The organism is Agrobacterium sp. CCNWLW155, assembly GCF_036888815.1.
GTDB classification, from domain to species: Bacteria; Pseudomonadota; Alphaproteobacteria; order Rhizobiales; family Rhizobiaceae; genus Agrobacterium; species Agrobacterium radiobacter.
The window spans coordinates 1328244-1344892 of sequence record NZ_JBAKFW010000001.1 but is presented as its reverse complement, the minus strand read 5'-3'; the positions used below and the strand labels follow the sequence as shown (position 1 = coordinate 1344892).

Here is a 16649-nt window from a genome sequence, read left to right as displayed (position 1 = left end):
CGTCAGTCCACGCTCAGGCGGTAACCGATGCCGCGCACCGTTTGCAGATAGACAGGATTGGCAGGGTCGTCCTCGATCTTGCGGCGAAGACGGTTGATCTGCACGTCGATGGTTCTTTCGCCCACTTCCGATTCCGCTTCCACCAGTTCGTGGCGTGGAATGGTGTCGCCGGCGCGCAGTGCGAAAAGCAGCATGATCTCCTGTTCGCGATCCGTCAGGCGGATCGTTTCGGGGCCGCGCCGCAATTCCTTCTTCGGAATGGAGAAACTGTAGGGACCAAACATGATCTGTTCGATCTTGGGCGTATCTGGCGAGGTGTTGCGCCGCAGGATATTGTTGATGCGCAGGACAAGTTCGCGCGGATCGAAGGGCTTGGCGAGATAGTCGTCCGCGCCCGCTTCCAGCCCGGCAATGCGGGAGTCCGCCTCCGAACGGGCGGTCAGAAGAATAACCGGTACGGATTTATCCTCGTTCAGCGAGCGGGTCAGCGAAAGCCCGTTTTCGCCCGGCATCATCACGTCGAGGATGAGCAGATCGAAGCGGATGCCTATCATTTTACGCCGTGCTTCGGCCGCATCGGCTGCCACGGAGATGCGGTAACCCTTGTCGCCAAGGAAGCGCTGCAGGAGATCGCGAATGCGGGCGTCGTCGTCGACGACCAGGAGATGGGCCGCATCGTCATCCGCCGGCGGTCGTTTTGTCGGAGCTTGCGCCATCGTCACTCGCCTTCCACGGTTGTCGGGCTGCGCATCTGCGCCAGGAATTTGCGCACGCAGGCGCGGGCGTCAGGCCCGAGCCCTTCCAGCGCCCGGTCGATGCGGCGCGATTGCGGCTCGCTCAGCGCCAGCGCCAGTTCGCGGCCCGTCAGCGTCGGATAAAGCCTGCGCTGGCGACGGTCTTCCGGGCCTGCCATCTGACGGATGTAACCGTCGTCGATCAGTTGCTTGAGCACGCGGGCAAGGCTCTGCTTGGTGATCTGCAACGTGTCGAGCAAATCCGCCACCGTCATGCCCGGCTGCCGGCTGACGAAATAGACCACCCGATGATGCGCCCGGCCATATTCCAGCTTCGACAGAATGACATCGGGATCGGAGACGAAATCGCGATAGGCGAAAAACAGCGCCTCGATCGTGTCGAAGTCGATCTTGCCGTCATCCACCTTCGGAAGTGCCGGTGTCTGTCTGGCGGCTGCGGTTTTGAGCGATTGCGGTGGCACTGCGGTTCCTTCATATTCTGCGGCTGACATACGTCGATGCGCCAATATTCTGTAAACATAGCCGAAAATGCGTCCGCTCGGGAGAATGCCGCGATCATTTTCTGTTGCGGTGGATAATATGCTGCGGGTGCCGGTGCAACTGGAATCCTGAGTGGCCTTTACCGGAAATAGAAAAGAGCGCGGAAAGCCCGCGCTCTTCATTTGTTTCATGTCGCCCGATGGGCGATTTGCCCGGCAGAAACCTCTACTGATAAACGTAGACGATCCGCCGCGTCGAAGGTTCGACGAGAACCGGCACATCGTTCACCCGGACATAACGATACTGGTAGTCGGGGATTTCGACGAGACGTGTATCTGACGGCAATACACTACCGACAGCTATGTCGCCGTCATAAGTCACGGTATCCGCTGGATGCTCGTCAATATAGGTCATCACCGATTGCGGCGGGTCCACCTCGCCAACGCGACCGAGGTTTGGATCGCCGGGATTGGGTTCGGCCTGTACGCTCGAGGTCTTTTCATAGGTGACCACCGGCACGCTGAGGTCCGAGCGGCGCTGTTCGAGAATGACCGGAGAGCCCTCATACATGACATTCAGATAATCCGCATGAGCCCAGCCGCGCAGACCGTTGACTTCGATGCGGCACCAGCTGCTGCCTTCCATGCAGCCATCCAGAACCGCATTGCTGCCGCGGGTGGCCAGCCCTACTTCGGGATAGTCTTCACCGGGCCCTGAGCGAACGGAAATATCCGATGCTGTCGTGGCGACCATGGCGGCGTTCGCGTAACCAGCCATCAGGGCGAAGGCGCCGCCAGCCATGAGCATTTTAAGCGTCTTGTCCATGTGTCTCACTCCTTTTCAAGACTGGAGCTAGAACGTCGCAGCCATCAGGGCGTTCCACATTTTTCGCCGGCAATTCCCGCCACGTGCGGAGGACTTCTTGTTATCGCGCTGTATTTCATGGTTATTTTTAGAATGGGTGGGTCGCTGAAAGCGGGTGTCATTTCCGCCGCCATTGTGCCGCAGGCGGTCGCGGGCTATAGGAGGCGCAACCTTTCAGACAGGAGATGCAGGATATGGGAAAGTTGCAGGCGGGCATTATTCCGGTCACGCCATTCGAGCAGAATTGCACCATCCTGTTCGATCAGGACACCAAGGAGGGCGTCGTCGTTGATCCCGGCGGGGATGTGGACGTCATTCTTCAGGTCGTTGCTGAAAACGGCATCACGCTCAAGGAAATCTGGCTGACGCACGGGCATCTCGACCACGCCGGCGGCGCTGACGAACTGCGCGAGAAGCTCTCTTTGCCGGTGATCGGGCCGCATGAGGACGACCGGCCGCTGCTCGAGAGGATCGAGGTGCAGGCCGAAAAATACGGTATCAGCGGTTTGAAGAATGTCGTGCCCGACAAATGGCTGAAGGATGGCGACAAGGTGTCCTTCGGAGACCACGTCTTCGAGGTCTATCATTGCCCGGGCCACGCACCCGGCCATGTCATCTACTACAACCGCGACCAGCAATTCGCCCATGTCGGCGACGTCTTGTTTTCGGGATCGGTTGGGCGCACGGACCTGCCGGGCGGAAACCACGAACAATTGATGGCGTCCATTCGCGACAAGCTGCTGCCGCTCGGCGATGATGTCGGCTTCATCTGCGGCCATGGCCCCGGCGGGCGGCTGGGCGACGAGCGGCGTAACAATCCCTATCTCAAGGGTATCTGAGGTCCCGGCGATTTACGCCTATGGACGGCACAAAAAAACCCGGCATTCCTGCCGGGCTTCAACTAGAAAAGAAAGCCGTTTTAGGGTCAGCCAGCAATCTGCAGATTGACTGCCTTCGGGCCCTTGCCGCGACGATCCGGTTCCGTGTCGAAGCTCACTTTCTGATTTTCTGAAAGTCCGGACAGGCCGGAAGCCTGTACAGCAGAGATGTGAACAAAGATATCAGCGCCACCATTGTCTGGCTTGATGAAGCCGAAGCCTTTGTCTGTATTGAAGAATTTTACGGTGCCAGTTTCGGCCATGCATCAGGTCCTTTTCGCTCTGCCCGCGTTCAGCTACAGGCAGCATTACAGTTTTGCCCCGCGTGGGCGTTGGCAGGCAGTTTTTGACTATTGAGAAAATGGACCTTCGCAGCGGGAAGTAATGGCGTTCTCATCCACCGTTTTTCGTCCCACCGCCCGAGGTTTATAGCGTCCCCAGTGCGCAAATTTATAGGCCTTCCCATGCTCGCAAATTGCCCGAACCGCGGTAGAGTGATGCGTTTATCAAAAATTGGCAAGCAAAAGTTTTCACGGGCTTTTTGTCAGATAAAAAACCTGCGGTAGAATAACATCGCGCAATCGCATATTTTTTCTGCAGGGGCGACAATTGATGAAATAATTGCCGTTTGCCGCAGGATTTCACGGCAAAATTTGAATGCCGTACCCCGCATTTATGGCGGAATAAGAAAAATAAGTTCTTTTTGCGTCAGGCCGCTCCGGCCATGGGTTTTTGCCGTTTGCGCGTCAGTTCCGGCACCAGTTCGACGATCAGGATCGCGACGAATATGATCAGGCAGCCGATGTAGCCGGCGCCCGAAATGGTTTCTTTGAGGAAAATCGAGGCCAGCAAAGCGCCGAAAAGCGCCTCCGAAGACAGGAATATCGCAGCCTGCGGGGCCGTGGTGTAACGCTGGCCGATGACCTGCAGCACGAAGGCGAGGCCGGAGGAGACGAGGCCGACATAGAGGATTTCCGCGAGCGAAGCCTCGATGGAGGCCATGCTGATCGGTTCGAACACGACACCGATCATGCAACTAAGAAGGGAGCAAACGGCGAACTGGGTGCAGGAAAGCGCCAGCGGCCTTCCGCTTTCGGAAACGAAGCGTCCGGCCAGCGTGATCTGGATCGCCCAGAAGAAGGCGCAGATGATGCTGAGAATATCACCCGTTGTCAGCGTCTCGAAGGCGCCGCCGGAGAGCAGGAATATGCCGCCCAGCATCATCAGCGCGCATGGCCAGACGATCCAGTGGGGATGACGCCGGTAAAGCACGACGGCAATCACGGGCACGAAGATGACGTAGAGCCCGGTCAGGAAGCTGGAATTGGTGACGGTCGTGGTCAGGAGCCCGACCTGCTGGGTGGTGGCGCCGCCGAACAGGGCGAGGCCCACGAGAATGAAACTGCCGATTTCGCGCCGGCGCGGCGGCGATTTCAGCGACCGTGTTTCCATGAGCGCGAAGGGCAGCACGGCGATGGCGGCAATGGCGAAACGCAGACCGACGAACCAGAACGGGCCGATCGAGGCCATGGCGGAGGATTGCGCGACAAAGCCGCCTCCCCAGATTGCTGCGGCGAGCAGAAGCAGCATATTGGCCTGAATACGCGTCATTGTTGGCACCAGCAGAGCAGGGCCGAGAGATCATTCAGTCACGGCCGTGGCAAACAGGGGATTTCTGGAATGTCGATCCGGCGACGCGGACGACTGTTCCCGGGTGCTTTAGCAGCAACATGCCGAGGCCGCAAGTCGAGGGGGGAGGCCGCTTATTTGTAGCGGCGGGCCTCGTCCTTCAGGCTGCGCCGGGTGAGCGTCAGGCCGCCAATGCCGAGGCCGATGAAGGCTGCGGCTGACAGGACGATGAGCAGGATGTGAGGGCCGGCCTTCGTGGTTGCCGCTACCTGAGGGATGGCGGAGGTGTGCAGGGTGTCGATCGCCTGAGCAGCCGCATTGGCCGAGGTTGCGATGCCGGCGGCCATGGTGACGATGACAAGAAAAGCCGCAACGGCCATCCAGAGGGAAAACAGCGTTCTCTGCGCCCTTAACCTTTCAACGGAAGTCCGATCGTTGGTAAACATGGCTGTCGCCTCTTGTCCCTGTTCTTAAAGGATAAAAGAGGCTTCGAAATGGACGGCTTGGAGACCGAATTCTGGCGTTCCGCAGCATTTATTGCGGCAATATTGTGGCAAAGCCTGATATGGCGTCCTTTTGGCCGGATATGACGTCAGAGGCCGCGTTTTCCGAAGGTCCTGACCTGGCGCAGAGGATGCGGATCGACCGGGCGGTCTTCCCTTGAAAATGCGGGTGGTGCAGCGTTTCTCTCCGCCCTTGACGGGGCGAAATATTCACTGCCGAGTTCCGGGAAACGTGCGTCGAAACTGGTCGGGGCAAGTTCGGGCTTCGCCAGCACGTAACCCTGCATGAGCAGGACGCCGAGTTCCTCGCAAAGATCGACTTGCCAGCCTGTTTCCAGCCCTTCGAAGACCGGCTCAATCCCATCGTCGCGGAACTGGTGGACGATGACGCGCAGAAGGGCGGCGCCCGCCGAATTCTGCATGAAATCGCGCACCCAGCCCGCTTCGAATTTCACATAATCCGGCTTGATGAGTTTTACCCGGTCGATGTCGGAATCGCCGGCGCCATAGTCATCAAGCGCCACGCGAAAGCCGATATCGTGCATGTGGTAAGCGAAGTCCGCGACCATCTGTGTGTCGGAGGCCTTTTTCTCGGAGATTTCGCAGACGATGCGATCCGCCGTCATGCCGGCCTCGTGGGCGGCAAGCCGCATGCGCTCTACTTCCTGGCGCATCTTGGCCGGCGTCTGGAACAGGCCCGGATGGAAGTTGACGAAGATGCGGGCGCGGGAACGGTTGAGCCTGCCGGTGTTGAGAATATGGATCGTGCGCAGGATGCTGTCGATATTTTCGATGTCTTCCGGCGCGACCAGCGAGAAAAATTCGCCCGGCGTCACCGGCTCGCCATTGCGGTGGGGACGCACCAGACCCTCGAAGGAATCGATGTCGAGCACCCCGCTCATCGTGCGGCGGAAAATGGGCTGCAGTGCCGATTTCAGGTTAAAGGTGCGATAGGCCGTGGACCATGTGCCATCGACCTCGCGGACAAGACTGGAAAAGATGCTTTTGAGCGCCATTTTTCAACCAGCTATAGAGACACGACCTCTAGGCTCGCGAATGTAGCGTATCAAGCGTTACTTCCGGGTTAAGGAAGGTTAAATTCTCTGCAGCGGCACATAAGCCGGCTTTTGACCTTGAAAGAAGGCCTGTCTTTCGACATAGAAAATGCCGCAGATGACAAGTTTTCCAACCTCTGCTGATGTCAACCCCAATAGGACCGATTAAAAATGGCCTTCCTTGCCGACATTCTCTCCCGCGTAAAGCCATCCGCCACCATCGCTGTTACCCAGAAAGCCCGTGAGCTGAAAGCGAAGGGCCGCGATGTGATCAGCCTTGGCGCCGGCGAGCCGGATTTCGATACGCCCGAAAATATCAAGGAAGCGGCCATCGACGCCATCAAGCGCGGTGAAACGAAATACACGCCTGTTTCCGGCATTCCGGAACTGCGCAAGGCCATTGCCGACAAGTTCAAGCGTGAAAACGGCCTGGACTACAAGCCGGAGCAGACGATTGTCGGCACGGGCGGCAAGCAGATCCTCTTCAACGCCTTCATGGCCACGCTGAACCCGGGTGATGAAGTCGTCATTCCAGCGCCTTACTGGGTGAGCTACCCGGAAATGGTGGCGATCTGCGGTGGTACGCCGGTTTTTGTCGACACGACGCTGGAAGACAATTTCAAGCTGAAGCCGGAAGCGCTGGAAAAGGCGATCACGCCGAAGACCAAGTGGTTCGTTTTCAACTCGCCTTCCAACCCGTCGGGTGCTGCTTATTCCCATGACGAGCTGAAGGCGCTGACCGACGTTCTCGTCAAGCATCCGCATGTATGGGTTCTGACGGACGACATGTATGAGCACCTGACCTATGGCGACTTCAAATTTGTCACCCCGGTCGAGGTAGAGCCTTCGCTCTACGACCGTACGCTGACGATGAACGGCGTCTCCAAGGCCTATGCCATGACCGGCTGGCGTATCGGCTACGCAGCCGGCCCGCTGCCGCTCATCAAGGCCATGGACATGATCCAGGGTCAGCAGACCTCGGGCGCGAGTTCCATCGCACAGTGGGCAGCTGTCGAAGCGCTGAACGGCACGCAGGATTTCATTCCGACCAACAAGAAGATTTTCGAAGGTCGTCGTGATCTCGTCGTCTCCATGCTCAACCAGGCCAAGGGCATCAATTGCCCGGCACCGGAAGGCGCGTTCTACGTCTATCCGTCCTGCGCCGGCATGATCGGCAAGACCGCGCCGTCGGGCAACGTCATCGAGTCGGACGTGGATTTCGTCTCCGAGCTTCTGGAAGCCGAAGGCGTCGCCGTCGTGCAGGGATCGGCTTTCGGCCTCGGCCCGAACTTCCGCATTTCCTACGCCACGTCGGAAGCGCTCTTGGAAGAAGCCTGCAAGCGCATCCAGCGCTTCTGCGCCGATTGCCGCTGATCGGTTGATACAGTCTTGAAGGAAGCCCGGCAGCGATGCCGGGTTTTTTTTGTTTTCAAAGTCCCGCAAGCTCTCTCCGTCATGCTCGGGCCTGTCCCGAGCATCTGCAACGTCCAGATTTATTTGGACGTGCTTAGATCCTTGGGACAAGCCCAAGGATGATGTCGTGTGGGAGGGCAGTGTTGTCATCACCCTCAGCCCGGCAGCCTGCCGGGCTTTTCTTTCGGCTAAAGCCCGAGAAACAGCAGCATGATGAAGGTGGCGAAGAGGATGAAATGCGTCATTCCCTCGATCGCGTTGGTTTCACCGTCATTGAGGTTGATGGCGGCGGCGATGAGGGTGATGAAGACCATGACGGTCTGAACCGGCGTCATGGCCATGATGAAGGGCTGGCCGGTATAGAGCGCGATGCCCTCCATGACAGGCACGGTCAGGATAACAGTCGAGAGCGATGCGCCCATGGCGATATTGACCACGGCCTGCATGCGGTTGCGCAATGCGGAGCGGAGCGCGGTGAGGATTTCCGGTGATGCCGAGATTGTTGCCACCACGACCGCCATCAGTGCGGGCGGTGCGCTGGTGCCCTCGAGGCTTTCGCTCAGGAAGGTCGACATGAATTCCGCCAGCACGCCGATCAGCACCACGCCGGCGATGATGAGGCCGATGGAAAGCGGAACGCTGCCTTCGTCTTCCTCCTCGGCATGACCGTGTGACGGCTGGCCGGCCGGATGCGCCTTGCGGGGATAGGCGTAGCTGAAGAAATAGCTGTGAGGGCCAACCTGCATTTTGAGGAAGAGCGCATAAAGCGCGATCATCGCGACGATGGTGAAGGCGGAATAGACGTGCCAGCTCCGCTCTGGAATGAACTCCGGCACGATCATCGAAATACCCATGGCCGTGAGGATCATCACGCCATAGGTCTTGCCGGAATCGTCATTATAGGGCTGCTCGCCATGGCGGAGGCCACCGAGCAGGGCGGCGAGGCCCAGAATGCCGTTGATGTCGATCATGACGGCGGAATAGATCGTATCGCGCACGAGGGTGGGTGAACTGGATTCGCTCATGATGATGGCGAGGATCAGCACTTCCACGGCGACCGCCGAGAGGGTGAGGATCATCGTTCCATAGGGATCGCCGACCTTGGCGGCGAGGATTTCGGCGTGGTGGGCGACCCGCATCGAGATGAGAACGATCAGTCCGATCAGCAAGATTGCGGCAATGAGCGCCGCCGTTTTTCCGGCTTCGAATATGGCATGCTCGGTCATATAGGCGATGATTGCCGCCGGTATCGCGAGAAGCAGCAGCCGCTCCTGTTTCAGAATAGAACCCGCCATTGATTTCCCTTCCCCTGTCAGACCCAGGCTGTGACGTATCGTCCGTGAGATCAAGCAGGATTTGCGCTTGAATGCTTTTGGTAGGATAGTGGTGTTGCAGGACATGCTGCTCATGCCGCGCTGTCCCATTGGGTGCAATGCTTGAAACGCGGTTGTGGTTGCCATGTCGCCTACCGAGACAGGAGGACCATGCATGACCAAAGTGGTGTATGAAATCGTCGAACATGACGGAGGCTTCGCCTACCGCATGAACGGCGCTTATTCCGAAACATTTCCTACCTATGCCGATGCGGTCGAGGCCGCGCGCATCGTTGCCGCCGAACAACAGGTGGGAGGCGATGACGAGGAAATCAGCTATCAGGATGAGAGCGGCCACTGGCATGAGGAATATAGCCAGGGCGGCGATCGGCCGGAAGCCGAGGTGGTCGACAAGACGTCACAGCCGGCCAGACCGTTTTGATGAGCGAGTTTTGCGGTATCGATGCTGGACTGGCGCTAGCGCCGTTTCGGCGGAGCACCCGGATCGGTTTCTTTGAGATGACCCTTGAGGCCTTCCACGAGGGCGCTGAAGACGGCACGGCATCGCGGTGAAGTCTTGAGATTTTCATGCATCGCGACCCAGGTGTGGAGCGGGATGTCGATTTTCGGAAGCACCTGCACAAGCCGAGGGTCCTTGCGCGCCAGACCGATCTGACAGACGCCGATGCCCGCGCTGGCGCGGATCATGGCAAGCTGGGCGAGGTTGCTGTCGGCGCGGATTTCGAAGGAAATTTCCTCAATATCGGGTATTTCAGGATCGAGCGAGCGCATCCGCTGGATGGCCGCCCGGATGAAAGGCGTCTTGCGGTCGAAGCCGACCATGCGGTGATGGTTCAAATCTTCCATGCTCTTCGGAGCGCCGGCTCTCGCGAGATAGTCGCGCGTCGCGTGAAATCCCAGACGGAAATTACCGATGTAACGCATGACGATCGCATCCTGCTGCGGTTCGGTCATGCGAATGGCGATATCGGCCTCACGCCGCAAAAGGTCTTCCAGCGTATCGGAAAGCGAAAGCTCGATTTCAAGCCGCGGGTGCACCTCCTGCATGGCCGTGATGATCGGCGGCAGCATTTCCACGCCGATGATATCAGAGGCGCTGATGCGCACGGTGCCTTCGATCTTGCCGACCTCACCGGAGGCCGCGCGCATGAGGGCTGCGGTCGTCGCCGCCAGATTTTCCGCATAGGGACGGAGCGCAAGCGCTGCTTCCGTCGGCATCAATCCATGGGGCGAACGAATGAACAGCGGAAAACCGACGGCTTCTTCCAGAGCGCCGATGTGGCGTCCCGCCGTCGGCTGGGTGATGCCGAGTTCGCGCGCGGCGGCGGAAAGCGAACCGTCGCTCAGCACGCTGAGGAAGGTGCGATAAAAATCCCAGCTGATGTCACGGCTTCTGGTCATAAGATTTTGTATAGCTGATCAACTAATTTCGATAATTTTGTATATCGCAGAACGGAACGATACTCCAGCCCACAAGAAGGAGTACGGCGATGATATATGAAAACAACGCGGATACAGCGGCGAATGACCGGCCTCTCGCCCTGATTTTGGGGGTGAATGGCGGTGTCGGCAGCCAGGTCTCCAGGATGCTGCAGCAACGTGGCTGGCGGGTGAGGGCGATGACACGCCAGCAAACAGCGTCCCGGACCACTGGTGATATCGAGTTCGTAACCGGAGACGCCATGAACCGGCAGGACGTTCTGGACGCGGCAAGGGATGCGCGGCTGATCGTCCATGCGGTTAACCCTCCCGGATATCGCAACTGGGACAGGCAGGTATTGCCGATGCTGGACAACACCATCGCCGCCGCCGAGGCCTGCGGGGCGAGGATCGTCTTTCCGGGCAGCGTCTATAATTTCGGCCCGGATGCTTTTCCCCTCATGACGGAAGAGAGCCCGCAAAAGCCCTTTACCCGCAAGGGCACGCTGCGTGTGGAAATGGAGCGGCGGCTGAAAATGGCGTCGATGCGTGGTGTGCCGGTGCTGATTGTCCGGGCGGGGGATTTCTTTGGGCCGGATGCGAGAAATAACTGGTTTTCGCAGATGCTGGTAAGGCCGGGAAAGCCGGTCCGCAGCGTCCAGAATCCCGCCGCCCCTCATGCGGGGCATCAATGGGCCTATCTGCCTGACGTGGCGGAGACGATTGGCCGGCTGCTGGCCCGGGCAGGCGAGCTTCCGGCTTTCGCCGTCTATCACATGGAAGGTTTCTGGGATTTCGATGGGCTGCAGCTGATTGACGCGATCGAGCGGGTTGTGGGGCATCCGGTCAAGCGGCGGCGGCTATTCTGGCCGGGGATCAAATTGGCCGCGCCTTTCGTTCCCCTGTTCCGCGAAGTGCTTGAAATGCAATATCTCTGGCAGATGCCGATCCGGATGAGCAATCGCAAGCTGACGGATTTCCTTGGAACGGAACCCAAAACACCGATCGATGTCGCGGTATCCGCGACATTGGCGAGCCTCGGCTGCCTTGAGCAGAGGCAGGACCCGACGAGCCTTCCTCATCCGGCGGATGCCGGGGGCAGGGTGTGATGGCGACGGCTGCGAATGGAATGTCGGCTCGGCGTCGCCTGTTTGCCGTAATTTCGGCAAGCGTGCCGGTGCTGATCTTCGCGCAGGTGCTGCTGGCCGGGCTGTCGCTCTATTATGATGGATCGCTGCTTTCGCTGCACAAGGGGCTCGGTTTCCTGATCGCCGTTCCGATCCTGTCGCTGATGGTCCTCGCTCTGCGATATGACGAGCTGCGGCCTAACCTTGCCCGCGCGCTGGTCCTGCTCGGTCTTTATTGTCTTCAGGTGGCGCTGATGAGCATCGGCCGGGAAACGGGCAATGGCTTTCTGCAGGCGCTGCATGTGCCCAACGCCTTCGTCATGGGCGCGTTTTCCGATTTTGCCGCACGGCAGGCGCGAAGCCTGCGCTGAAAGAAATACGCCGCACCGCTCTCAAGCAGTGCGGCGTATTTGCTTGGTCCTTTATCAGGCGAGCGCCGGATAGTCGGTATAACCCTCGGCTCCGCCGCCATAGAAGGTCGGCTGGTTCGGCTCGTTGAGCGGCGCATCGTTTTTCAGGCGGCGCACCAGATCCGGATTGGCGATGAATGCCTTGCCGAAGGCCACGGCATCGACTTTGCCGCTTTCGACGGCTTCGATGGCGCTCTCGCGGTTGTAACCATTATTGGCGATCCACAGGCCCTTGCCGCCGGCATTGCGATAGGCGGCCTTGAAGGCTGCGTAATCGAAAGGCTTGTCGCCCTGCTTGAAATCGCGCGGACCGCCGGTTGCGCCTTCAACCACATGGATGAAGGCGAGATTGCGCTTGCCGAGCTGATCCGCCACGTAATTGTAGAGCGGCTGCGGGTCGGCCTCGAAAATATCGTTGGCGGGGGTAACGGGGGAAAGGCGGATGCCGGTGCGGCCCGCGCCAATCTCTTCCGCCACCGCATCGACAACTTCCAGCAGGAAGCGGGCGCGGTTTTCGATCGAGCCGCCATACTCATCCGTGCGCTGGTTGGTGCTGGATTTCAGGAACTGCTCGATCAGGTAGCCATTGGCGGCATGGATTTCGACGCCGTCGAAACCGGCCTCCAGAGCCGCGCGTGCGCCGCTGCGGTAATCCTCGAGGATGAGGCCGATATCGTCGATGGTGAGCGCGCGGGGCTCTGAGGTTTCGGCAAAGGCGCCGGTGCCGTCATCATTGATGATATAGGTCTTCGACTTGGCGGGAATGGCGGAAGGAGCAACCGGCTGACCGCCATGCGGCTGCAGCGAGGTGTGGGAAATGCGGCCCACATGCCAGATTTGCGCGACGATCTTGCCGCCGGCTGAATGCACGCCATCGGTGACCTGTTTCCAGCCTTCGATCGCTTCCCGCTTGTAGAGACCCGGAACGTCCGCATAACCCTGACCCTGCTGGGAAATCGGCGTGCCTTCGGTGACGATCAGCCCGGCTGTGGCGCGCTGCTCGTAATAGGTGGCGTTGAGATTGTTGGGAATTGCGCCCGGCGAGCGGTTGCGGGTGAGGGGGGCCATGACGATACGGTTGGCGAGTGCGATATCGCCGGCCTGTGCCGGTTCGAAAAGACTGGTCATGCGACTTCACTTTCTGGTCGGTTGGCGAAATTGCGCGGCAGGCGCGCTATCCGGGTCGGGTGCCGGATCGAAACCTGCGTTGCGGTTCCTGTCCGGCACCCCGGGGCTCAAAGCTTGGGAGGCTCAGAGATTGGCTTGCAGATAATTGCGGAAAGCGTCGATGGTTTCCTCGTTGCGCTCAAAAAACACCCATTGTCCGACCTTTTTCGACCTGATGAGGCCGGCTGTCTGCAACACCGCCAGATGCGACGAGACGGTGGATTGCGACAGGCCGCTGATCTGAAACTGGTTGGCGCACACCCCCATGCTGAGCGGGTGCTCCTGACAGAAGTGACTTTCCGGGCGCTTCAGCCATTCCAGAAATTTCAGCCTTGCAGGGTGCGAAAGAGCCTTGAGGATTTCCTCCGGGTTCATCTGGGTTTCTTTAATATCTGACATGAACGATATTTATATCGATCATTTTCGATATACAAGTCACGTCTCTGTGAGGACCGTGGGGAGTGGGCAGGCGGTTCCAAAAAAGAAGGCCGCTGGATGTCTCCGCGGCCTGACAAGTTTGAAGGTCAAAACCTCCAGAGGGGAACAGCTGTCGCGTGCCTTGGGCGAGCGTGACAGCCAACTAAAATATGGGAGCGGCAATAATGCAAAACAAGGTTGCATCATGCGATATTTCGCCAATTTGGAGAAAATTCTTGCAGGTAAAAAAAGAGGGCCGCCGGATAGATCCAGGGCCCTTTAAGTGTGAAGGTCAAAAACCTCCAGAGGGGAACAGCTGATGCGGTGGAACTGGGAGGAAAAGCCACCGTGTGCATCAGCTGAGAGCGATATGGTGCTTTTTTGTGCACGAAACAACTCTTTTTTGTGCAGGTCAGGCATGCGTACCACGCAGCCCTCGATATTTCCGGTATATTTTATGTGCAATGCTGCCGGAGAGCGCAAGCATTCCGCTCACGCAACGCTTTGCGTAAGCTGTTGAAATTAAAGCGCGATAGCCAAGTGCCGGCTATTTTAACGTCAGAAGTTCCAGTTCCGCGCCTTGGCGACGATGAAGTCGCGGAAGGCTTTCAGCTTTGCAGCGTTTTTCATCTCGTCGGGATAGCAGAAGTAGGTATCGAATGACGGAATATCTGCGGCAAGCGACAGCTGGATGAGCCCGGGATCGCGCCCGACGATATAGTCGGGCAAACAGGCGATGCCGATTCCCAGCAGGCAGGCGCGCTTGATCGATGTCTGGCTGTTGATCTGCAGATGCGGCGTGCGCGTATTGTCGGAAGACCGTCCGGCATTTTCCAGCCAGTTGACATCAAGGAGATAGTTGGGCGCCGGCTCGCCGAAAGAGATGATGCGGTGGTTGTCGAGATCCTCGATCGACTGCGGCTCTCCGTGACGGTTGATGTAGGACGGCGCGGCATAGACGTGCATATGCACCGTGAACAGCTTGCGCTGGATGAGGTCCGACTGCTGCGGCTGGCGCAGGCGGATGGCGCAATCGGCGTGGCGCATGTTCACGTCCAGCTCCTCATTGTCGAGGATGAGCTGGATCGACATTTCCGGGTAGAGCTGCAGGAACTCCTGCACCTTGTCCGTCAGCCAGCCCTGGCCGAGACCGACGGTCGTCGTCACGCGCAGCTTGCCGCTCGGCTTCTCCGTCGTCTCCGTCAGTTGCATCTTGACGGTTTCGAGCTTCAGCAGCACGTCATGGGCGGTGCGATAAAGCAGCTCGCCCTGTTCGGTGAGGATCAGGCCTCGGGCGTGGCGATGGAACAGCTTGACGCCGACATCCTGTTCCAGCGCGCTGACCTGACGGCTGATGGCCGACTGGGACAAATGCAGCTTGTCGGCAGCATGGGTGAAAGACCCTGCTTCGGCTGCGGCATGAAAAATGCGCAGTTTATCCCAGTCCAATGGCATTGCCATGCCTATCCTGCCTTTCGGTTATTCCGCTGCTACCGCGAGCGGTTGTTGCGCGGTGAGGTACCGTTCTGCTTCGAGGGCGGCCATGCAGCCCATGCCGGCGGCGGTGATTGCCTGGCGGTAGATGTCGTCGGTGACGTCGCCGGCGGCGAAAATGCCCTCAACATCGGTTGCGGTGGAATCGGGTGCGGTCCACATATAGCCGTTGTCCTTGAGCTTCACCTTGCCTTTGAACAGTTCAACCGCCGGCGCGTGGCCGATGGCGACGAAGACGCCGTCGATCGGCGTGTCGCTGATCGCGCCGGTCTTGGTGTCACGCAACCTCACGCCCGAGACGGAGGGCGGCATTGGCGGCTTGGCGGGAGCGCCGGTGATTTCGGCGATTTCCGTGTTCCACAGGATCTTGACGTTTTCCTTCGCGAACAGCCGTTCCTGAAGGATTTTTTCCGAGCGGAAGCTGTCGCGGCGGTGCACGACGGTCACAGATTTAGCGATATGGGCGAGATAGAGCGCTTCCTCCACGGCGGAGTTACCGCCGCCGACCACGATCACATCCTTGTTGCGATAGAAGAAGCCGTCGCAGGTGGCGCAGGCGGAAACGCCGAAGCCCTGGAAATGCTGTTCGCTCTCGATACCCAGCCACTTGGCCTTGGCGCCGGTTGCGATGATCAGCGTGTCGGCGGTCCAGACCTGACCGGAATCGGTCTTGACCACGAAAGGCCGTACATTGGTTTCAACTTCGGTGACGAGGTCACTGACGATTTCCGCACCCACATGGGTCGCCTGCTTCAGCATCTGATCCATCAGCCAAGGGCCCTGGATCGGATCGGCAAAGCCCGGATAGTTCTCGACATCGGTGGTGATCATCAGCTGGCCGCCCTGTTCCATGCCGGCAATCAGCACGGGTTTCAGCATTGCGCGGGCCGCGTAGATCGCCGCGGTATAACCGGCGGGACCAGAGCCAATGATCAATACCTTGGTATGGCGGGCAGACATGGAAACATTCCTTTTTACGGTAGCGGGGCCTTTCAGCAGCAAGACCTTCCAGCCGCAACACGGCGGACAGGCCACAACCCCTTCATTGCCCGGTATTTAAGGTTGTCTAGTGTCTTTATTCAAGGGCAGCCTTGCGTTACCAACAAGGCAGTTGTGGATGCGCGCGCAATTTTGTGACCGGGCGGCGGCATAATGTTGCGAATCCCGCGCCGAATAGTACAAGGAAGTTCTCCAGCTTAACGAGGTACTGCTCCGTGACCAGCGTCGAACTCGATGCCATCGATCTCAAAATCCTGCGCGAATTGCAGCGCGACGGGCGCATGACCAATGTGGAACTGGCCGAAAGGGTCGGTATTTCCGCGCCGCCGTGCCTCAGGCGGGTCCGCAAGCTGGAGGAGGCGGGCGTGATCGAGGGTTATCACGCCATGTTGAACGCCCCGAAGCTCGGTTTCGACCTCGTCGCCTTCTGCATGATCGGTCTCAAGCGCCAGTCGGACAGCAATCTGAAGGCTTTTGCGGCGGCAACCGCCGGCTGGTCGCTGGTGCGGCAGGCCTGGATGGTGTCGGGCGAAAGCGACTTCCTGCTGCATTGCGTCGCCAAGAACCTGACGGAATTTCAGGATTTCGTCATCGAGGTTCTGACCGCGGACGAAAATGTCGATACGGTGCGCACCATGCTCACCATCCGTCAGGTCAAGCGCGTCGGTCTGGTGGAAATCTGATCGGCCGGCTTTTTGTCGGCTT

At 58.9% G+C, this 16649-nt stretch carries 19 protein-coding genes; 6 read left to right on the top strand and 13 right to left on the bottom strand.

Translation table 11 applies throughout. From position 1 onward, the window contains the following. Positions 1-2: 2 nt before the first annotated feature. The 3 genes from V6S97_RS06800 to V6S97_RS06790 all read right to left on the bottom strand — a co-directional run bounded on the left by V6S97_RS06800 (position 3) and on the right by V6S97_RS06790 (position 2060). Entirely contained in the window at positions 3-716 is a 714-nt protein-coding gene (locus V6S97_RS06800) for a response regulator transcription factor (protein WP_334426414.1), read from the bottom strand. 2 nt (positions 717-718) lie between these two features. Beyond that, entirely contained in the window at positions 719-1246 is a 528-nt protein-coding gene (locus V6S97_RS06795; protein ID WP_020011340.1) for a MarR family winged helix-turn-helix transcriptional regulator, read from the bottom strand. 214 nt (positions 1247-1460) lie between these two features. Beyond that, complete coding sequence (locus V6S97_RS06790; RefSeq protein WP_004430356.1) at positions 1461-2060, bottom strand: DUF1236 domain-containing protein; 600 nt, start codon at positions 2058-2060, stop codon at positions 1461-1463. Positions 2061-2293: 233 nt separating this feature from the next. On the opposite strand from V6S97_RS06790, the gene V6S97_RS06785 reads away from it, so the two are divergent. Then, complete coding sequence (locus V6S97_RS06785; protein ID WP_004430357.1) at positions 2294-2938, top strand: MBL fold metallo-hydrolase; 645 nt, start codon at positions 2294-2296, stop codon at positions 2936-2938. Between the two features lie 86 nt (positions 2939-3024). Here the strand turns inward: V6S97_RS06785 and V6S97_RS06780 are convergent, their stop codons facing one another. The 4 genes from V6S97_RS06780 to V6S97_RS06765 form a co-directional block, all read right to left on the bottom strand. Then, positions 3025-3240, bottom strand: a complete 216-nt coding sequence (locus V6S97_RS06780; protein WP_003494703.1) for a cold-shock protein — start codon at positions 3238-3240, stop codon at positions 3025-3027. A gap of 445 nt (positions 3241-3685) precedes the next feature. Further along, positions 3686-4588: a DMT family transporter gene (locus V6S97_RS06775; RefSeq protein ID WP_060725141.1), complete on the bottom strand. Its 903-nt coding sequence runs from the start codon at positions 4586-4588 to the stop codon at positions 3686-3688. Positions 4589-4740: 152 nt separating this feature from the next. Then, on the bottom strand, positions 4741-5052 hold the full coding sequence (locus V6S97_RS06770) for a hypothetical protein (protein ID WP_080868451.1): 312 nt from the start codon (positions 5050-5052) through the stop codon (positions 4741-4743). A gap of 146 nt (positions 5053-5198) precedes the next feature. Further along, the gene (locus tag V6S97_RS06765) at positions 5199-6125 is read right to left on the bottom strand and encodes an EAL domain-containing protein (protein WP_111793463.1); all 927 of its coding nucleotides are present in this window, start codon (positions 6123-6125) and stop codon (positions 5199-5201) included. A 210-nt stretch (positions 6126-6335) separates the two neighbouring features. Here V6S97_RS06765 and V6S97_RS06760 point away from each other — a divergent pair, with 210 nt between their 5' ends. Further along, positions 6336-7538: a pyridoxal phosphate-dependent aminotransferase gene (locus V6S97_RS06760; RefSeq protein ID WP_334426412.1), complete on the top strand. Its 1203-nt coding sequence runs from the start codon at positions 6336-6338 to the stop codon at positions 7536-7538. A 227-nt stretch (positions 7539-7765) separates the two neighbouring features. Here the strand turns inward: V6S97_RS06760 and V6S97_RS06755 are convergent, their stop codons facing one another. Beyond that, a complete protein-coding gene (locus V6S97_RS06755; RefSeq protein WP_087744659.1) occupies positions 7766-8872 on the bottom strand; it encodes a calcium:proton antiporter in 1107 nt (368 codons plus the stop codon). A 193-nt stretch (positions 8873-9065) separates the two neighbouring features. Here V6S97_RS06755 and V6S97_RS06750 point away from each other — a divergent pair, with 193 nt between their 5' ends. Then, positions 9066-9332: a DUF2188 domain-containing protein gene (locus V6S97_RS06750; RefSeq protein WP_004430396.1), complete on the top strand. Its 267-nt coding sequence runs from the start codon at positions 9066-9068 to the stop codon at positions 9330-9332. A 35-nt stretch (positions 9333-9367) separates the two neighbouring features. On the opposite strand, the gene V6S97_RS06745 is transcribed toward V6S97_RS06750, so the two are convergent. Further along, positions 9368-10312: a LysR family transcriptional regulator gene (locus tag V6S97_RS06745; protein WP_004430398.1), complete on the bottom strand. Its 945-nt coding sequence runs from the start codon at positions 10310-10312 to the stop codon at positions 9368-9370. Between the two features lie 89 nt (positions 10313-10401). Between V6S97_RS06745 and V6S97_RS06740 the strand changes: the two genes are divergently transcribed. Together V6S97_RS06740 and V6S97_RS06735 are read left to right on the top strand one after the other, a co-directional pair. After that, complete coding sequence (locus V6S97_RS06740) at positions 10402-11439, top strand: NAD-dependent epimerase/dehydratase family protein (protein WP_334426411.1); 1038 nt, start codon at positions 10402-10404, stop codon at positions 11437-11439. Beyond that, positions 11439-11828, top strand: a complete 390-nt coding sequence (locus tag V6S97_RS06735) for a DUF6220 domain-containing protein (RefSeq protein WP_004430402.1) — start codon at positions 11439-11441, stop codon at positions 11826-11828. Before V6S97_RS06740 ends, V6S97_RS06735 begins: the two co-directional genes overlap by 1 nt. A 54-nt stretch (positions 11829-11882) precedes the next feature. Here V6S97_RS06735 and V6S97_RS06730 read toward each other — a convergent pair whose 3' ends face one another. The 4 genes from V6S97_RS06730 to trxB form a co-directional block, all read right to left on the bottom strand. Then, positions 11883-12995, bottom strand: a complete 1113-nt coding sequence (locus V6S97_RS06730; RefSeq protein ID WP_060725136.1) for an alkene reductase — start codon at positions 12993-12995, stop codon at positions 11883-11885. Positions 12996-13118: 123 nt separating this feature from the next. Continuing rightward, a complete protein-coding gene (locus V6S97_RS06725) occupies positions 13119-13409 on the bottom strand; it encodes an ArsR/SmtB family transcription factor (protein ID WP_004430405.1) in 291 nt (96 codons plus the stop codon). A 600-nt stretch (positions 13410-14009) separates the two neighbouring features. After that, on the bottom strand, positions 14010-14906 hold the full coding sequence (locus tag V6S97_RS06720) for a LysR family transcriptional regulator VtlR (RefSeq protein ID WP_020011327.1): 897 nt from the start codon (positions 14904-14906) through the stop codon (positions 14010-14012). 24 nt (positions 14907-14930) lie between these two features. Further along, positions 14931-15905 (bottom strand): thioredoxin-disulfide reductase, encoded by a 975-nt coding sequence (gene trxB / locus V6S97_RS06715; protein WP_004430412.1) that lies wholly within the window; start codon positions 15903-15905, stop codon positions 14931-14933. Positions 15906-16159: 254 nt separating this feature from the next. Between trxB and V6S97_RS06710 the strand changes: the two genes are divergently transcribed. Further along, positions 16160-16627 carry an Lrp/AsnC family transcriptional regulator gene (locus V6S97_RS06710; RefSeq protein WP_004430414.1) on the top strand — a complete coding sequence of 156 codons (468 nt, stop codon included), beginning with the start codon at positions 16160-16162 and terminating at the stop codon, positions 16625-16627. Positions 16628-16649: the final 22 nt, after the last annotated feature.

Coding starts and splice junctions, on each gene's coding strand:
- V6S97_RS06800 (WP_334426414.1), bottom strand. CDS start 716: ATGGCGCAAGCTCCGACAAAACGACCGCCGGCGGATGACGATGCGGCC.
- V6S97_RS06795 (WP_020011340.1), bottom strand. CDS start 1,246: ATGTCAGCCGCAGAATATGAAGGAACCGCAGTGCCACCGCAATCGCTC.
- V6S97_RS06790 (WP_004430356.1), bottom strand. CDS start 2,060: ATGGACAAGACGCTTAAAATGCTCATGGCTGGCGGCGCCTTCGCCCTG.
- V6S97_RS06785 (WP_004430357.1), top strand. CDS start 2,294: ATGGGAAAGTTGCAGGCGGGCATTATTCCGGTCACGCCATTCGAGCAG.
- V6S97_RS06780 (WP_003494703.1), bottom strand. CDS start 3,240: ATGGCCGAAACTGGCACCGTAAAATTCTTCAATACAGACAAAGGCTTC.
- V6S97_RS06775 (WP_060725141.1), bottom strand. CDS start 4,588: ATGACGCGTATTCAGGCCAATATGCTGCTTCTGCTCGCCGCAGCAATC.
- V6S97_RS06770 (WP_080868451.1), bottom strand. CDS start 5,052: ATGTTTACCAACGATCGGACTTCCGTTGAAAGGTTAAGGGCGCAGAGA.
- V6S97_RS06765 (WP_111793463.1), bottom strand. CDS start 6,125: ATGGCGCTCAAAAGCATCTTTTCCAGTCTTGTCCGCGAGGTCGATGGC.
- V6S97_RS06760 (WP_334426412.1), top strand. CDS start 6,336: ATGGCCTTCCTTGCCGACATTCTCTCCCGCGTAAAGCCATCCGCCACC.
- V6S97_RS06755 (WP_087744659.1), bottom strand. CDS start 8,872: ATGGCGGGTTCTATTCTGAAACAGGAGCGGCTGCTGCTTCTCGCGATA.
- V6S97_RS06750 (WP_004430396.1), top strand. CDS start 9,066: ATGACCAAAGTGGTGTATGAAATCGTCGAACATGACGGAGGCTTCGCC.
- V6S97_RS06745 (WP_004430398.1), bottom strand. CDS start 10,312: ATGACCAGAAGCCGTGACATCAGCTGGGATTTTTATCGCACCTTCCTC.
- V6S97_RS06740 (WP_334426411.1), top strand. CDS start 10,402: ATGATATATGAAAACAACGCGGATACAGCGGCGAATGACCGGCCTCTC.
- V6S97_RS06735 (WP_004430402.1), top strand. CDS start 11,439: ATGGCGACGGCTGCGAATGGAATGTCGGCTCGGCGTCGCCTGTTTGCC.
- V6S97_RS06730 (WP_060725136.1), bottom strand. CDS start 12,995: ATGACCAGTCTTTTCGAACCGGCACAGGCCGGCGATATCGCACTCGCC.
- V6S97_RS06725 (WP_004430405.1), bottom strand. CDS start 13,409: ATGAACCCGGAGGAAATCCTCAAGGCTCTTTCGCACCCTGCAAGGCTG.
- V6S97_RS06720 (WP_020011327.1), bottom strand. CDS start 14,906: ATGCCATTGGACTGGGATAAACTGCGCATTTTTCATGCCGCAGCCGAA.
- trxB (WP_004430412.1), bottom strand. CDS start 15,905: ATGTCTGCCCGCCATACCAAGGTATTGATCATTGGCTCTGGTCCCGCC.